We start from the raw sequence: 15,507 nt of genomic DNA on the forward strand, positions 1-15,507 counted from the left end.
GGCCGGGACCTGTGAAAGGTCCCGGCCCACCGTCACGCCGTACGAACAAATCCGGCCCGCGTCAGAACAGCCGCAGCTTGTCGTCCTCGATGCCCCGCATCGCGTCGTAGTCGAGGACCGTGCAGCCGATGCCCCGGTCCGTGGCGAGCACGCGGGCCTGCGGCTTGATCTCCTGCGCGGCGAAGACGCCGCGGACCGGCGCGAGATGCGGGTCGCGGTTCAACAGGTCGAGGTAGCGGGTCAGTTGCTCCACGCCGTCGATCTCGCCGCGCCGCTTGATCTCCACGGCGACGGTCTTGCCGTCCGCGTCGCGGCACAGGATGTCGACCGGTCCGATGGCCGTCATGTACTCGCGGCGGATCAGCGAGTAGCCCTCGCCGAGGATCTCGATCCGGTCGGCGAGCAGTTCCTGGAGGTGCGCCTCCACACCGTCCTTGATCAGGCCGGGGTCGACGCCGAGCTCGTGCGACGAGTCGTGGAGGACTTCCTCCATGGTGATGATGAGCTTCTCGCCCGCCTTGTTGATGACGGTCCACACACCCTCGTCGTCCCCCGAACCCTCCTTCAGGGTGCAGGGCGGCGACATCCAGTTGAGGGGCTTGTAGGCCCGGTCGTCCGCGTGGATCGAGACGCTGCCGTCCGCCTTCACGAGGATCAGACGGGGGGCCGACGGGAGATGGGCGGTGAGCCGGCCCGCGTAGTCAACGGAGCAGCGGGCAATGACGAGACGCATGGTCGGCAACGCTACTCGACCGGCACGGGTCGGCGCGATCCGGCCAGGTTGCCCGTTGACCGGAGCCCTTCCCGCGGACTTCCCTGTCGCCCCTGTTTCCCCGGATAAGCCCTGTTCGAAAGTGGCCGGTTGTGTGCACGTTGGGTCTTCGCTGTGTGCCCAATGTCCTGGTGCGGCCACGAACAGTTGCCTACCGTATAAACGGGAGGTCGCGATGCATGTACTCAGCGTGTTCGGTGTCGCGATCCCCTTCCCTGTCCGTCAACCCCCTCTGCCGAGGGGGTGCGAGAGGAGAACCCATGTCGCTGGACGTCTCACCGGCCCTACTCGAAAAGGCCGAGCGAGGCGAGGTCGACGAAGCGGAATTCGTCGACTGCGTCCGGACCTCCCTGCCCTACGCATGGGAGATGATCAGCTCCCTGGTGGCCCAGCTGAAGGTGGACGGCGGCAATTTCGCCGACAACCAGACGCCTCCGCCGGACGAGCAGGCGCGGGGCCAGCTGCTGCGTGCCCTCGCGAGTGACGCGATACGAGGTGCGTTGCAGCGGCACTTCGGGGTGAGGCTGGCCTTCCAGAACTGCCATCGGGTGGCAGTGTTCCCGCTGGACGGCTCGGTGGACGACACCCTGACCCGCTTCACGTCGGTGCGCAGTCAGCTGCTGAATCAGTCGCCGGAGTTCCGGGACTGCTGATGAGGTGATGCCGCCCTGCTTGCCGCTCCGTACGCGGGAGGTGTTCTGTACGGGAGCGGCAGGCTTCCCGTGGCCCGGGCCGAACAGGCCCGGACCACGGGTCCCCGGAGGCGGGGAGTGGTCCCGGTCAGGTGCGTCGGTCCGCCGGTCACCGCAGCCGTGGCAGTACCTCGTCCCCCAGCCGCCGGACGTTCTCCTCCGTGGCGGCCAGATCGCCGGAGCCCTCCACGAGGAGCGCGAAGCGGGTGATCCCCGTGCGCTCGGAGGTCGCCGCGAGGCGGTCCGCGCACAGCCGGGGGTCGCCCACCGGGTGCAGCCCGCAGAGGAGTTCGGTGTAGGCGACGGGGTCGCGCATCGAGCGCTTGCGGTCGTCCACGGTCACATGGGCCTCAAGACCCTGCCGCAGCCAGCCCGGCATGGCCTTCTGCAGCGTCTCGACGGCGTCCGTCCGCCGGTCCGCGATCTGTGCCACTCCGGCCGACACATGGGACGCGCCGGCGACCGCGAGATCGTCGGGGGAGTGCCCCGCGGCGAGCGCGTACGTCCGCCACAGAGCGACCATCTCGGCCTTCTCCTCGTCGCCCACGTGCATGCCGAGGAGCATCGGAAGCCCGCGCTCGGCGGCCATCCTGACGCTCGACGGCGAGGTGCACGCGACGACGACCTCGGGGCTCTCCCCGCCCGACAGGGCCTCCGAGGGCCGCGGCACGACCGGGACCTCACGGAAACCGAACCGCTCGGAACCGCCCGCCACGGACGGCCGGCGCAGCCAGCTCATCAGCAGATCGAGTGATTCCGGGAACCCGTGTTCGTACGCTTCGAGGCCCGTGCCGAAGACCTCCAGATCGACCCACGGTCCGCCGCGCCCCACCCCGAGCGAGAAACGCCCGCCCGAGGTCACGTGCAGCAGCGCGGCCTGTTCGCCGAGGGCCACCGGGTGGACGGTCGGCAGCACGCTGACCGCCGTGCCGACGCGGATCCGCCGGGTGCGGCCCAGCAGCAGCGCCGCGAGCGTCACGGCCGACGGGCATGTCCCGTACGGCACGAAGTGGTGCTCGGCCAGCCATACCGTGTCGAGCCCGGCCTCCTCGGCGACCTCCGCCGACCGCACGGCGCGGTGCAGCGCCTCGCCCTGTCCCTGACCGGGAAACTGGGCCGCCAGAACGAAACTTCCTACGCGCATCGCGCTCCTGCCTCCTTGTGCCGACGAGGCTCCCCCATCCCGCATAACCGTCTGACACGTGCCAAAGACACGGCTTGGCGGGGAGATTGGCGGATTGTCTGGAGAATGAGCCGACCGTGCGGGAGGTCTGTGGGGATTGGTGACGTACGCGTACCCCTGGGAGCTCCGCGTAGGCTGGACGCAGCCCCTGCTCCCTGTATAGCTCCGTGAGGTGTCCTGTGTCCCCGCGTCGCAACCGTCCCCACGTCGGTGGCTCCGGCCGCAGCGCGGACGAGGATCCGTCCGACCGGTACGGCGGCTGGCAGTCGGCCGAGAGCTGGCAGGGCGAGTCCTGGAGCGTACGGCACGTGGCGGGAGCGAGCGCGCAGGGCAAGACGTACCGCTGCCCGGGCTGCGACCAGCAGATCCCCTCCGGTGTCCCGCACGTGGTCGCCTGGCCCGAGCACTCCGGGGTGGACGAGCGCCGCCACTGGCACAAGTCGTGCTGGAACGCGAAGGACCGCCGCACCACAAGGGTGCAGCGGTCCCGCAACGCGCCGCGGTTCTAGTACCTCGGCGGACACTCGGACACTGCGTGACTCAGACGTCCCGTCGCTCAAGGAGCACGTACGCGCCCGCGATCGCCGCGGCGGTCACCCCGACGAGCAGGAGGAGCTGCGAGGTGCCGCCCCCGTTCTCGGAGTCGATCTCGAAGATCTTGGCGAGCGCGTTCGGGGCGTTGTAGTCCATCATCTTCTCGCCGACCGTGCGCAGGCTCTCGGACATCATCAGGAACGCCGGCAGGATCGCCGGGACCAGCACCAGTCCGAGCATCGCGGTGATCGCGCCCGCGGAGTGCCGCAGCATCGAGCCCACGGCGAGCGCGAGCACGCCGAGCAGCGACACGTACAGCGCGCCCTTCAGGACGGTCCCGCCCCACGCGTTGTCCGACGACCCGCCGTGCATGCCCGACGTGATCAGGCCGACGAACCCGATGGCCAGCGCCGACACGGCGAACGCGACGACGAAGAAGATCAGCAGCTTGGCGGTGAGCACCCGGTGGCGCTGGGGCGAGGCCGTGAACGTCGTACGGATCATGCCCGTGCCGTACTCGGACGAGACCACCAGCACGCCCAGGGTGATCAGGCAGATCTGCCCGAGGATCAGCCCGAAGAACGCGGGGATCGTGTACGGGACGTCCGCGTAGTCGGTGTCCTGGGTCTGGGCCGCGACGAGCAGACCGATCCCCACGACCAGGAGCAGGAACACGCCGAGCGTCCACATCGTGGAGCGCACCGACTTGATCTTCGTCCACTCCGAGCTGAGCGCGTGCCCGAGATGGGTGCGCGTGACCGGAATCGGCGAGGTGTACGAAGTCCCGGGCGCCGACTGCCAGTTCGGGGCAGGGGCGGCCTGCTGGTGCGTCTGCGGCTGGGGCGTGCTCATCGGGCGTCCTCGGGCTTGGTCAGGTCGGGGGCGGCGGAGGAGGGCTGCGCGGGGGCGGCCGGGGGCTGGACGGGAGCGGGCTGCGCGGGAGCGGACGGCGCAGGGGCCGGCTGAGCGGGCTGCGCGTACGGGTTGGGCCCTCCCGCGCCCGGGGCGCCCGGAGCGCCGTAGGGGCCCGCGGGCGGCTGTCCCTGGGGCATCGCGAACGGCTGCCCGCCCTGCTGGGGCGGGGGCGGCGCGTACCAGCCCGGCTGGCCCTGTCCCGGCACCGGCATCTGCGGCGGCGGCATCGCACCCGGCGGCAACTGCTGCTGCAGGCCCGCGCGCTGGTCGATGGTGGAGCGGTAGTCGACCGCGCCCTGCGTCATCCGCATGTACGCCTCCTCCAGCGAGGCCTGGTGCGGGGACAGTTCCCACAGCCGTACGTCGGCGTCGTGGGCGAGGTCGCTGATGCGGGGGAGCGGCAGCCCGGTGACGCGCAGCGCGCCGTCCTGCTCGGGCAGCACCTGCCCGCCCGCCTCCGTGAGCGCGGCCGTCAGCTTCTCCCGCTGGGCGGGGTCGGTGCCGGGGGTGCGCACCCGTGCGAAGTCGGCCGAGTTGTGCGAGATGAAGTCCCGCACGCTCATGTCGGCCAGCAGCTGGCCGCGGCCGATCACGATGAGGTGGTCCGCCGTGAGGGCCATCTCGCTCATCAGGTGCGAGGAGACGAAGACCGTCCGGCCCTCCGCGGCCAGCGACTTCATCAGATTGCGCACCCAGAGGATGCCCTCGGGGTCGAGTCCGTTGACCGGCTCGTCGAAGAGGAGCACCTGCGGGTCGCCGAGCAGCGCGGCGGCGATGCCGAGCCGCTGGCCCATGCCGAGCGAGAAGCCCTTGGAGCGCTTTTTCGCCACGTCCTGGAGGCCCACGACGCCGAGCACCTCGTCCACCCGGCGGGCGGGGATGCCCGACAGCTGGGCCAGGCACAGCAGGTGGTTGCGGGCGTGCCGGCCGCCGTGCACGGCCTTGGCGTCGAGCAGCGCGCCGACCTGGCGCGGGGCGTTGGGCAGTTTGCGGTACGAGTAGCCACCGATCGTCACCTGCCCGGCGCTGGGGTTGTCCAGCCCGAGAATCATCCGCATGGTCGTGGACTTGCCCGACCCGTTGGGGCCGAGGAAGCCGGTGACCGAGCCCGGCCTGACCTGGAAGGAAAGGTTGTACACGGCCGTCTTGTCGCCGTAGCGCTTCGTCAGGCCGACTGCCTCGATCATTCTCCGCACCCATCGAAAGGTTCAGGACGTCGGGGCACACGCCCCCGTAAGGGTTAGGAGGATATCGGGGCGCTGACGGTTCCCTTCAAGAGCGGGTAAAAAACCTCAGGCGTCCCGCCTCTTCAGCAGCACGTACCCGCCGATCACCGCGACGACGACCCACAGCACCATGATGCCCAGCCCTCCCCAGGGTCCGTACGGTACGTCGTCGTCGAGCGGCGTGACCACCTGCATGATCTTGCTGCCGGCCTGGTCGGGAAGGAACTGACCGATCTTCTTGGTGGCCGAGACGTTGCCGAGGATGGCGGAGATCAGGAAGAAGAACGGCATCAGGATGCCCAGGGACAGCATCGGGCTGCGGAGCATCGTGGCGACGCCCATCGAGAAGACGGCGATGAGGGTCATGTAGAGGCCGCCGCCGATGACCGCGCGCAGGACGCCCGGGTCACCGATCGCCGCCTTGTGCGAGCCGAGCATCGCCTGGCCGAGGAAGAACGCGACGAAGCTGGTCACGAGGCCCACGACGAAGGCCAGTCCGGTCGCCACCGCGATCTTGCTGAACAGGAACGTGCCGCGCTGCGGGACGGCGGAGAGCGAGGTGCGGATCATGCCGGTGCTGTACTCGTTGGACACCACCAGCACACCGAACACGATCATCGCCAGCTGCCCGAGGCTCATCCCCGCGAAGCTGATGTAGGTGGGGTCGAAGGAGAGCCGGTCCTTCGCGCTCATCTTGTCGAACTCGTTCTTCGACAGCAGCGAGATCAGTACGCCGAGCACGACGGTCACCACGGCGGCGAGGCTCAGCGTCCACAGGGTGGACGCCACCGACCGGATCTTGGTCCATTCGGACCTCAGGACCTGGGTCGCGGCCATGGATTCAGCCCTTCTTCCAGTCGTCGCCCCACTGGGGTCCCGGCACCTGCGGCCCCGGCTGCCCGCCGGGAAGGGGCGGCGGCGCCGCGCCGAGCGGAGCGCCGGTGTGCGCGTGGTACTCCACCGACTCCGCCGTGAGCTGCATGAACGCCTCCTCCAGCGAGGCCTGCTGGGGGCTCAGCTCGTGCAGCACGATCCGGTGCTGCGCGGCAAGCTCACCGATGTCCTCGGGCCGGTGCCCGTCCACCTCAAGCGTCCCGCCGCCGGTTTCCACGGCGACGATCCCGGCCCGGTGCAGCACGTCGAGCAACAGCTCACGCTGGGGCGACCGGATGCGTACGTACGAGCGGGAGTTCTCCCTGATGAAGTCGGCCATGGAGGTGTCGGCGAGCAGCCGGCCCTGGCCGATCACCACGAGATGGTCGGCGGTCAGCGCCATCTCGCTCATCAGGTGCGAGGAGACGAAGACGGTACGGCCCTGGGCGGCGAGGGACTTCATCAGGTTCCGGATCCAGTGGATGCCCTCGGGGTCGAGCCCGTTGACCGGCTCGTCGAACATCAGGATCCGGGGGTCGCCGAGCAGCGCGCCCGCGATACCGAGCCGCTGGCCCATGCCGAGCGAGAAGCCCTTGGCCTTCTTCTTCGCCACCGCGGTGAGGCCGACGGTGTCCAGGACCTCGTGCACCCGGGCGCGTGGGATGCCGTTGCTCTGCGCGAGGCACAGCAGGTGGTTGAAGGCGCTGCGGCCGCCGTGCATGGCCTTGGCGTCGAGCAGGGCGCCGATGTACGTCAGCGGGTCCTTGAGCCTGTCGTAGTGCTGCCCGTCGATCCGGACGTCCCCCGCGGTCGGCCGGTCGAGCCCGAGCATCATCCGCATGGTCGTCGACTTCCCGGCCCCGTTCGGCCCGAGAAACCCGGTGACGATCCCGGGCCGCACGGCGAACGTCAGCTGATTCACAGCCATCTTCTCGCCGTACCGCTTGGTCAGCCCCGCAACCTCGATCATCCCCCGAGGCTAAAACGCAACAAAGCCCCCTGCCACCGGAGTGGCAAGGGGCCCCGTAAGGGGCGCGGGGCTGTATCGATATGCGGCTCCGCCGCGTGGGCGCGACCAGCCACAGCCCCGTAGGGGGGGGCGGGGAACTGCGCGACCAGCCACAGCCGGTCCGCAGATCCCCGCAACCTCAACCCGACCCGTACTGAGCCAGGGCCAGCGCCAGCGCCTAGCGGGACTGCTGAGCCGGCACCCCACGAGTGATCGGCTCATCCTCAGCGGGCGACCCGGCGGCGGCAACAGCCGCCCCCGTGAGCGTCGCCAGCATCTCGCGCACGTTCGTGAGCTGCGCGTTGATCGAGTCACGCCGGTTCGTGAGCGCCGCAAGCTCCCGCTCGGACTCCGACCGGATCCGGTCGGCCTTCGCGTTCGCGTCGGCCACGATGTCCTCGGCCTGCCGCTGAGCCGTCTCGACGGTCTGACGGGCACGACGCTCGGCGTCCGTACGCAGCTTCTCGGCTTCGAGCCGAAGCTGCTCCGCGCGGTGCTCGATCTCCGCGAGGCGCTTCTCGGCCTTGGCCTGACGCGAGGCCAGGTCACGCTCGGACTGCTCACGCCGCTTGGCGAGGTTCGTCTCGAAGTCGGCGGCGGCCTGCGCGGCCTTCGCGCGGGTCTCCTCGAAGAGGGCGTCCGCCTCCTCGCGCTTCGACTGCGCGTCCTTCGTCGCCTCCTGACGGAGCTGGGAAGCGTCCGTCTTGGCCTTCTCGACGATCCGGACGCCTTCGTCCTCCGCCTTGGACTTGCGGTCCGCAGCGAACGATTCTGCGTCGTTGCGCACCTGCTGGGCCGCCGACTCGGCGAGCTCACGGTGCTGCTCCGCCGCGCGGCGGGCCTCCTCGCGCAGGTCCTTGGCCTCCTCCTCGGCGAGGCGGAGGATCTTCTCGACGCGGGCACCGAGGCCGGCGTACGACGGCTCGGCGTCGCTTACCTGGGCCTGGGCGTTCTGCGTTTCGAGATGGAGTTCCTCGATGCGCTTTTCGAGAGCAGTGATGCGGGCCAGAGCGCTGTCACGGTCGGAGACGAGCTTCGAAATGCGTTCGTCCACCTGAGCGCGGTCGTACCCACGCCGCACAAGCTCGAAGCCGTAGGGGGAAGTGTCGCTCATGGGGTTCCTGTCGAATGAGACCGGTGAGGTGATAGGTGGAATCCTAGGGGCCAAAACGGTGTGTCATCGAGCAGTAGCCCGATTGATATGGAGAATGACACCCTTTTTGGTGGCTAACGGCCGGAACGCTTGCCAGGGAGCTTCACTGAAGCCCCCCGGCATGCACGGAAGTTGCCCATCTGGCTAGCCCTCGGACGGCTTGCCACCCGAACGGGTCGCACCGGCCGCCGCGCCCGCCTTGACGCCCCCGTCCTTGCCACTCGACGGCGCCTCAAAGGATTCCAACGCCTCCAGGACGTCCTGGACACGGGAGATCTCGGCATTGATGTCCTGCCGACGGCGGACCAGCACCTCCAGCTCGCGCTTGCCCTCCTCGACCGCGGCCCGCGCCTCGCGGACCGCCTCGGATCTGATGCCCTCGGCCTCCGCGATGAGCGCGGCCTTCTTCTGCTCGGCCTCCTTGAGGAGCCCCTCCGCCTTCTTCACCGCGGCGATCCGGACCTTGCTCGCCTCCGAACCGGCTTCCGACACGAGGTCCTTGGCCTTCGCCTCGGCCTCCTTGAGCTGGTCCTCGGCGGCCCTGATCAGCGCGTCGCACCGGTCGCCGGCCGCCTTCATCGTCTCGGCGGACTCCCGGCGGGCCCGGTCGTGCAGTTCCTCGATCTCGCCGGTGATCCGGTCGCGCAGCTCCTCGGCGCGCTCCCTTATGGCCGTCGCGTCCCGGCGCGCGCCGACCAGCAGCTCGTCGGCGTCCGTCCTGGCCCGCTCCACGCGGGTGTTGCCCTCGATCGTGGCCTCGGACAGCAGCCGTTCCGCCTCGTTGCGGGCGGCGCCCACCATCGTGTCGGCCTGTGCCTCGGCGTCCGCGGTGGTCTTGTGCGCGGCCTGCTGCGACTCCGAGAGCAGCTTGTCGGCCTCGGCGGTCGTCTCCGTGATCAGCTTGTCGACCTGCTCGGCCGCCTCGGAGCGCCGCTTGTTGGCCTCCTTGCGTGCCTTGTCCAGCGTGTCGTCGGCCTCGTCGCGGGCGTTCGACATGAGGCGGTCGGCCTCCTGGGCGGCCTCGGCCTTGAAGCGCTCGGCCTCCGACCGGATCCGCTCGGCGTGCTGCTGCGCGGAGCCGACCGTGTCGGCCGCCTCGGCGCGCAGCCGCTCCGCGTCGCCCGTCGCGTCCGAGATCAGCTTCTCGGCCTTCGCCACGGACTCGGCGCGGACCCGCTCCGCCTCCTGGTTGGTCTCCGCCGTGAGCCGCTCGACCTCGGCCGTCGTCTCGGTGATGAGGGTGTCCGCCTGCGTCGCCGCGTCCGAGCGGATGCGGTTGGCGTCCTCCCGTGCCTCGGCCCGGGAACGCGCGGCGTCCTGCTCGGCCGACGCGACCGCGTCCGAAGCCTCCGTACGCGCCCGCTGCAGATGCTCCGCGGCGTCCGAACGCAGCCGCTCGGACTCCGCGATCGCCTCCGAGACCGTGCGCTCCGCGAGGGACTTGGCGGCCTCCGCCTCCTCGCGCGCCTCGCGCCGGACGCGGTTGCCGTCCTCGGTCGCCCGCTCCCGCTCCGCGTACGCGTCGGCGCGGACCCGGTCGGACTCCTCCTGCGCCTCGGTGCGCAGGCGCTCCGCCACGTGCTCGGCGGCGCTGCGCAGGCCGGTGATCTCCTCCTGGGCCTGCTCGTGCAGTCCGGCCACGGCGTCGCGCACCTGCTGTGCGGTCTGCTCGGCGGCCGACACCATCTCGGTCGCCCGGCGGTCCGCCTCCTCGACCAGCCGGACGGCCTCGGTCTGGGCCTCCTCCACGCGGTTGCGCGCCGAGGCCAGCAGCTCCTCGCTCTGCTCGCGGGCCCGCTCGCGCTCCTGGTCGGCCTCCTGGCGCGCGGCGCCGAGCAGTTCCTCGGCCTCGCGGCGGCGCCTGGCGGCCTCCTCCTGGGCCGCGGACAGCGCCTCGGCGGCCTCGGTCGCCAGCCGCTCGGCGGCGGCCTGCGCCTCCGCCCGTACGCGGTCCGCGGTGTCCTGTGCCTCCGTCTTGAGCCGCTCGGCCTCCACCGAGGCGTCCGAACGCAGCCGGACGGCGATGGCCTCGCCCTCGGCACGGGACGCGGACGCGTCCGAGGCGGCCTCCGTGCGCAGCCGCTCGGCCTCCGTCTCGGCCTGCGCCTGGAGCGTACGGATCCGCTCGGCGGCCTCGGCGCGCAGCCGGTCGATCTCCTCGGACGCCTCGCGGCGGATCCGCTCGGACTCCGCGCGCGCGTCGGTCAGCGCCTGCTCGGCGGAGGCGAGGCGCTCCTCGGCCTCCGTGTGGAGCCGGGCCAGCCCCTCGGCCGCCTCGGCCTGGCGGGCCGCTATGGCCCGCTCGGTGTCCTCGTGCAGCTCCGCGGCGGCCCGCTCGGCCTCCGCCTTGATCTCCTCGGACTGCTCGACGGCCTCCGTGCGGTGCCGCTCGGCCTCCGTACGGGTGCGCTCCAGGGTCTCCTCGGCCTGACGGCGCAGCGTCGTCGCGCGCTCGATGGCCTCGGTGCGCACCCGCTGGCTCTCCGTGGTGGCGTTCGACCGCAGTTCGTCCGCGTCGGCCTTCGCCTTGGACAGCAGCTCCTCGGCGGTCCTGGCCGCCTCCTCGATCTGCTGGACGGCCTCGCGCCGGGCCTCGGAGCGGATCCGCTCGCCCTCTTCGTTGGCGTCGGCGCGCAGCTGCTCGGCGTCGCCGCGCAGCCTGCGGGCCTCCTCCTGCAGCTCGACCGTCTTGGCGCGGTACTCCTTGGTGTCGTCCTTCGCCGTGCCCTTGAGCTGCTCGGCGATGTCGTGCGCCTCGGCGCGCAGCCGGTCCGCCTCGGCCTCGGCCTCGGCGCGGATCCGCTCGGCCTCCTCGGAGGCGGCCCTGGTGGTCGCCTTGGCGTCCTCGGACGCCTTGTTCAGCACCTCCTCGGCGGTACGGGCCGCCTTGGCGAGCTGGGACGCGGTCTCCTCGGCGGTGAGGCTGCGGGCGCTCTCCTCCGCCTCCGCGATGATCTTCTCTGCCTTGGTACGGGCGTCCGCGACGACCTGCTCGGCCTCGGACTTGGTGGACTCGGCCTCCTTGGTGGCCTCGCTGACCAGCCGGGCGACCTGCTCCTTGGCCGTACGCGTGCGCTGTTCGTTCGCCGACTCCGCGCCGGCGAGCGTCTTGGCCGCGGCCTCCTTGGCCTCGGCGAGGACCTTCTCCGCCTCGGCCCGCGCCTCGCGCAGGGCCGCCTCGGCCTCGTTGATGCGCTGCTCGGCTGCGCGGCTCAGCTCGCCGGCCTGGCGGCGGGCGGCGTCCGAGTCGGACGCGGTCGAACTGCGCAGCTGCTCGGCGTGCTCGGTGGCCTCCTGGGCCTGCGTCGAGGCGGCGTTCAGCAGCCGCTCGGCGTCCGTGCGGGCCCGGCGCAGCAGCGCCTCGGCCTCCGCGCGCGCCCGCTCGGCGTCGCTCTGCAGCCGCTGACGGGCCTCTCCCGTGATCCGCTCGGCCTCCGCGCGGGCGGCGGCCAGGGCCTGCTCGGCCTCGCCGCGCGACTCGTCGGCCAGCCGGCGGGCCTGCTGCTCGCTGCGGGCCCGCAGCTGCTCGGCCCACGCCACGTTCTCGTTGACGTGCGACTCGACGCTCTGCCGGCGCTCGGCCAGCTCCTGGTCGAGCTGCTGGCGGCGGGTGACCGCCTCCTGATGCAGCTCCGCCTGGAGACGGGCGGCCTGCTCCGCATGCTCCTGGAGGATCCGCTGCGTCTGCGCGCGGGCCTGGCTCAGCTCCCGCTCGGCGTCCTGGCGCAGCTGGTCCGCCTGGACCTGCGCATTACGGAGCATCTGCTCGGCCTGATAGCCGATGTCGGCGCTGTCGTAGGCAGGCCGGGTCGCCAGACTGCGGCGCGCCTCGTGCAGCTTGGCGCGCAGCACCTCGACCTGATAGCCGAGGTCCTCGGCGTGCTGGACGGCCTTCTCCCGCTCGGTCTTCAGCCGTTCCATCTCGGCCTCGAACCGAGAGAGGTGGTCGACGTCAGCCGCCGGCTCTCGCTCCTGGCGTTCGTAGCCCCGCACTGCGCGGTCCCATCCGTCCCCTGGTCGCAAGTCTCTCCAAACGAGCACCGTCCATCCGCCGGACAGGGCCCCCGGGGAATGGTGTCAGATCAACGGCGGAGCACGGGCTGCTCCCCCGACGCTCGTCCCCCGAAACCTGGACCCCGGCCCTCGGATCCTGACGATGAGGACCCGGACCGCCCCGAAGAGGCGACGGCCGTGCCCAACCCTACCGGCCCAGATATACGGAGGTCAGTGCTCAGGTGACTCAACTGGCGCCGAAGTGACCAGTTCTGTCAGGACGCCATGGCAATCCTTTGGGTGCAGAAAGGTGATCCTGGAGCCCATCGAACCCCTGCGCGGCTCGTCGTACAGCACGCGTACGCCCTTGTCCCGGATGCCGGCCGCGTCGGCGTCCACGTCCGCCGTGCCGAAGGCGATGTGATGTACGCCCTCACCGTTCTTGGCCAGCCACTTCCCGACCGCGGAGTCCTCGCGGGTGGGCTCCAGGAGCTGCAGGTAGGAGGCGCCTCCGTCGGACGTCTCATTGATCTTGAGCATGGCCTCGCGCACGCCCTGCTCCTCGTTGACCTCGGAGTGGTACACCTCGAAGCCGTACGTGGCCCGGTAGAACTCGACGGTCGCGTCGAGGTCGAAACAGGCGATCCCGATGTGGTCGATTCGCGTCAGCATGCAGTCAGTGCAGCGCTCCGCGGACGGTTACGCAACGTGCGCGCGATCACACGACGGGCCGGATGACGGCTGGCCTACCGCTCAGTACCTTCTAAGTAAACCCTCGTTCACTCCTCGGCTGTGCAAGCTGGAAGGGGATCGCTCCTCATGTCTGGAACGAACAACACCACCTCCGTCATCGTTGCGGGTGCACGCACCCCGATGGGACGACTGCTCGGCTCCCTGAAGTCCTTCTCGGGAGCCGACCTCGGTGGATTCGCGATCAAGGCCGCCCTCGACCGTGCGGGTATCGGCGGCGACCAGGTGCAGTACGTGATCATGGGCCAGGTGCTCCAGGCCGGGGCAGGGCAGATCCCGGCACGCCAGGCAGCCGTCAAGGCGGGCATCCCGATGAGCGTCCCGGCGCTCACGATCAACAAGGTGTGCCTGTCGGGCCTCGACGCCATCGCGCTCGCCGACCAGCTCATCCGCGCCGGTGAGTTCGACATCGTGGTCGCGGGCGGCCAGGAGTCGATGACCAACGCCCCCCACCTGCTGCCGAAGTCCCGTGAGGGCTACAAGTACGGCGCGATCGAGATGCTCGACGCGATGGCGTACGACGGCCTGACCGACGCCTTCGAGAACATCGCCATGGGCGAGTCGACGGAGAAGCACAACACCCGGCTGAACATCCTGCGGCCCGAGCAGGACGAGATCGCCGCCCTCTCCCACCAGCGGGCCGCCGCCGCGCAGAAGAACGGCACCTTCGAGGCGGAGATCACCCCCGTCGAGATCCCGCAGCGCAAGGGCGAGCCCGTCGTCTTCAGCCAGGACGAGGGCATCCGCGGCGAGACGACCGCCGAGTCGCTCGGCAAACTGCGCCCCGCCTTCACCAAGGACGGCACGATCACGGCGGGCTCCGCCTCGCAGATCTCCGACGGCGCCGCCGCCGTCGTCGTCATGAGCAAGGCCAGGGCCGAGGCGCTCGGCCTCGACTGGATCGCGGAGATCGGCGCCCACGGAAACGTCGCGGGACCCGACAACTCTTTGCAGTCGCAGCCGTCGAACGCCATCCAGCACGCCCTCAAGAAGGAGGGCATCGGCGTCGAGGATCTTGACCTGATCGAGATCAACGAGGCCTTCGCCGCCGTCGCGGTCCAGTCAATGAAGGATCTCGGCGTGTCCACGGAAAAGGTGAACGTCAACGGCGGCGCCATCGCGCTCGGCCACCCGATCGGCATGTCCGGCGCCCGGCTCGTCCTGCACCTCGCCCTCGAACTGCAGCGGCGCGGCGGCGGCGTGGGCGCGGCGGCGCTCTGCGGCGGCGGCGGGCAGGGTGACGCACTGATCGTGCGGGTACCGAAGGCCTGACGCACGTACGTGACCGGCCGGCGGGACCGGCCGGTTGAACTGGTGAACGGAGCTGTGATGCAGGACGTCCCCTCGCTGGTGGCCGCGGCCAGGGAAGGCCGGCCCCGGGCCGTGGCCCGGCTGATCTCCCTGGTGGAGGGGGCGTCCCCGCAACTGCGCGAGGTCATGGCCGCGCTGGCCCCGCTCGCGGGCAACGCGTACGTCGTGGGCCTCACCGGATCACCCGGCGTCGGCAAGTCGACCTCCACGTCGGCGCTCGTGTCCGCCTATCGGCGGCAGGGCAGGCGGGTCGGCGTCCTCGCCGTCGACCCGTCGTCGCCGTTCTCCGGCGGGGCGCTGCTCGGCGACCGCGTCCGGATGTCGGACCACGCCTCGGATCCCGGCGTCTACATCCGCTCGATGGCCACCCGCGGGCACCTCGGCGGGCTCGCGTGGGCCGCGCCCCAGGCCGTCCGGGTGCTCGACGCGGCCGGCTGCGACGTGATCCTCGTCGAGACCGTCGGCGTCGGCCAGTCCGAGGTCGAGATCGCCTCCCAGGCCGACACGAGCGTGGTGCTCCTGGCCCCCGGCATGGGCGACGGCATCCAGGCGGCCAAGGCCGGAATCCTGGAGATCGGCGACGTGTACGTGGTCAACAAGGCCGACCGGGACGGGGCCGACGCGACGGCCCGTGAGCTGAACCACATGCTCGGGCTCGGCGAGTCCCGTGGGCCGGGGGACTGGCGGCCGCCCATCGTCAAGACGGTGGCCGCGCGCGGGGAGGGCATCGACGAGGTCGTCGAGGCGCTGGAGAAGCACCGGGCGTGGATGGAGGAGCGGGGGGAGCTTGCCGCTCGGCGGCTCGCGCGCGCGTCCCGCGAGGTCGAGACGATCGCGGTCACGGCGCTGCGGGAGCGGATCGGGTCCCTGCACGGGGACCGGCGCCTCAGCGCGCTCGCCGACCGGATCGTGTCGGGCGACCTGGACCCGTACGGCGCGGCGGACTCACTGGTCCGCGACCTGACGGGGTCCTGACCGGACTTCTCTCGCCCCCGCCGCCCCTACCCTTCCCGTCACTGCATGGGGGCTGCGCCCCCTCGCCCCCGTATCGCGCTGCGCGCTCGTCCTCAAACGCCGGACGGGCTGGTAGTTAGCC

At 71.0% G+C, this 15,507-nt stretch carries 13 protein-coding genes; 4 read left to right on the plus strand and 9 right to left on the minus strand.

What is annotated here, in order from left to right; all coding sequences use genetic code 11:
• Positions 1-61: 61 nt before the first annotated feature.
• The gene (nucS, locus tag ACFWGJ_RS30660) at positions 62-733 is read right to left on the minus strand and encodes an endonuclease NucS (protein WP_387331203.1); all 672 of its coding nucleotides are present in this window, start codon (positions 731-733) and stop codon (positions 62-64) included.
• Positions 734-1,032: 299 nt separating this feature from the next.
• On the opposite strand from nucS, the gene ACFWGJ_RS30665 reads away from it, so the two are divergent.
• Positions 1,033-1,425, plus strand: coding sequence for an SCO5389 family protein (locus ACFWGJ_RS30665; protein WP_107021284.1), 393 nt, complete (start codon positions 1,033-1,035; stop codon positions 1,423-1,425).
• 148 nt (positions 1,426-1,573) lie between these two features.
• Here ACFWGJ_RS30665 and ACFWGJ_RS30670 read toward each other — a convergent pair whose 3' ends face one another.
• Positions 1,574-2,608 (minus strand): LLM class flavin-dependent oxidoreductase, encoded by a 1,035-nt coding sequence (locus ACFWGJ_RS30670; protein WP_387331205.1) that lies wholly within the window; start codon positions 2,606-2,608, stop codon positions 1,574-1,576.
• Between the two features lie 218 nt (positions 2,609-2,826).
• Between ACFWGJ_RS30670 and ACFWGJ_RS30675 the strand changes: the two genes are divergently transcribed.
• Positions 2,827-3,156 carry an ATP/GTP-binding protein gene (locus ACFWGJ_RS30675; protein ID WP_189773446.1) on the plus strand — a complete coding sequence of 110 codons (330 nt, stop codon included), beginning with the start codon at positions 2,827-2,829 and terminating at the stop codon, positions 3,154-3,156.
• A 31-nt stretch (positions 3,157-3,187) separates the two neighbouring features.
• On the opposite strand, the gene ACFWGJ_RS30680 is transcribed toward ACFWGJ_RS30675, so the two are convergent.
• From ACFWGJ_RS30680 to mce, 7 genes are all read right to left on the minus strand, one after another.
• Positions 3,188-4,033, minus strand: a complete 846-nt coding sequence (locus tag ACFWGJ_RS30680) for an ABC transporter permease (RefSeq protein WP_381832598.1) — start codon at positions 4,031-4,033, stop codon at positions 3,188-3,190.
• Positions 4,030-5,283, minus strand: coding sequence for an ABC transporter ATP-binding protein (locus tag ACFWGJ_RS30685; protein WP_387331208.1), 1,254 nt, complete (start codon positions 5,281-5,283; stop codon positions 4,030-4,032). The genes ACFWGJ_RS30680 and ACFWGJ_RS30685 overlap by 4 nt, the downstream gene beginning before the upstream one ends.
• A 105-nt stretch (positions 5,284-5,388) precedes the next feature.
• The gene (locus tag ACFWGJ_RS30690) at positions 5,389-6,159 is read right to left on the minus strand and encodes an ABC transporter permease (protein WP_387331210.1); all 771 of its coding nucleotides are present in this window, start codon (positions 6,157-6,159) and stop codon (positions 5,389-5,391) included.
• Positions 6,160-6,163: 4 nt separating this feature from the next.
• Entirely contained in the window at positions 6,164-7,165 is a 1,002-nt protein-coding gene (locus tag ACFWGJ_RS30695; RefSeq protein ID WP_387331212.1) for an ABC transporter ATP-binding protein, read from the minus strand.
• A 217-nt stretch (positions 7,166-7,382) separates the two neighbouring features.
• Positions 7,383-8,318, minus strand: a complete 936-nt coding sequence (locus ACFWGJ_RS30700) for a cellulose-binding protein (protein ID WP_107021278.1) — start codon at positions 8,316-8,318, stop codon at positions 7,383-7,385.
• Positions 8,319-8,501: 183 nt separating this feature from the next.
• Positions 8,502-12,350, minus strand: coding sequence for a polarized growth protein Scy (gene scy / locus ACFWGJ_RS30705; RefSeq protein WP_387331214.1), 3,849 nt, complete (start codon positions 12,348-12,350; stop codon positions 8,502-8,504).
• Positions 12,351-12,581: 231 nt separating this feature from the next.
• Positions 12,582-13,022, minus strand: a complete 441-nt coding sequence (mce, locus tag ACFWGJ_RS30710) for a methylmalonyl-CoA epimerase (protein ID WP_107021276.1) — start codon at positions 13,020-13,022, stop codon at positions 12,582-12,584.
• A 147-nt stretch (positions 13,023-13,169) separates the two neighbouring features.
• On the opposite strand from mce, the gene ACFWGJ_RS30715 reads away from it, so the two are divergent.
• The gene (locus ACFWGJ_RS30715; protein ID WP_387331217.1) at positions 13,170-14,372 is read left to right on the plus strand and encodes an acetyl-CoA C-acetyltransferase; all 1,203 of its coding nucleotides are present in this window, start codon (positions 13,170-13,172) and stop codon (positions 14,370-14,372) included.
• Positions 14,373-14,429: 57 nt separating this feature from the next.
• The gene (gene meaB / locus ACFWGJ_RS30720) at positions 14,430-15,386 is read left to right on the plus strand and encodes a methylmalonyl Co-A mutase-associated GTPase MeaB (protein WP_387331219.1); all 957 of its coding nucleotides are present in this window, start codon (positions 14,430-14,432) and stop codon (positions 15,384-15,386) included.
• The last annotated feature ends 121 nt before the right edge of the window (positions 15,387-15,507 follow it).

This window comes from Streptomyces sp. NPDC060205, assembly GCF_042728395.1.
Lineage (GTDB): Bacteria > Actinomycetota > Actinomycetes > Streptomycetales > Streptomycetaceae > Streptomyces.

Excerpts from the sequence above, each read along its gene's own strand:
- nucS (WP_387331203.1), bottom strand. The coding sequence starts at position 733 with ATGCGTCTCGTCATTGCCCGCTGCTCCGTTGACTACGCGGGCCGGCTC.
- ACFWGJ_RS30670 (WP_387331205.1), bottom strand. The coding sequence starts at position 2,608 with ATGCGCGTAGGAAGTTTCGTTCTGGCGGCCCAGTTTCCCGGTCAGGGA.
- ACFWGJ_RS30715 (WP_387331217.1), top strand. The coding sequence starts at position 13,170 with ATGTCTGGAACGAACAACACCACCTCCGTCATCGTTGCGGGTGCACGC.
- ACFWGJ_RS30665 (WP_107021284.1), top strand. The coding sequence starts at position 1,033 with ATGTCGCTGGACGTCTCACCGGCCCTACTCGAAAAGGCCGAGCGAGGC.
- ACFWGJ_RS30685 (WP_387331208.1), bottom strand. The coding sequence starts at position 5,283 with ATGATCGAGGCAGTCGGCCTGACGAAGCGCTACGGCGACAAGACGGCC.
- ACFWGJ_RS30700 (WP_107021278.1), bottom strand. The coding sequence starts at position 8,318 with ATGAGCGACACTTCCCCCTACGGCTTCGAGCTTGTGCGGCGTGGGTAC.
- mce (WP_107021276.1), bottom strand. The coding sequence starts at position 13,022 with ATGCTGACGCGAATCGACCACATCGGGATCGCCTGTTTCGACCTCGAC.
- ACFWGJ_RS30680 (WP_381832598.1), bottom strand. The coding sequence starts at position 4,033 with ATGAGCACGCCCCAGCCGCAGACGCACCAGCAGGCCGCCCCTGCCCCG.
- meaB (WP_387331219.1), top strand. The coding sequence starts at position 14,430 with ATGCAGGACGTCCCCTCGCTGGTGGCCGCGGCCAGGGAAGGCCGGCCC.
- ACFWGJ_RS30695 (WP_387331212.1), bottom strand. The coding sequence starts at position 7,165 with ATGATCGAGGTTGCGGGGCTGACCAAGCGGTACGGCGAGAAGATGGCT.
- ACFWGJ_RS30690 (WP_387331210.1), bottom strand. The coding sequence starts at position 6,159 with ATGGCCGCGACCCAGGTCCTGAGGTCCGAATGGACCAAGATCCGGTCG.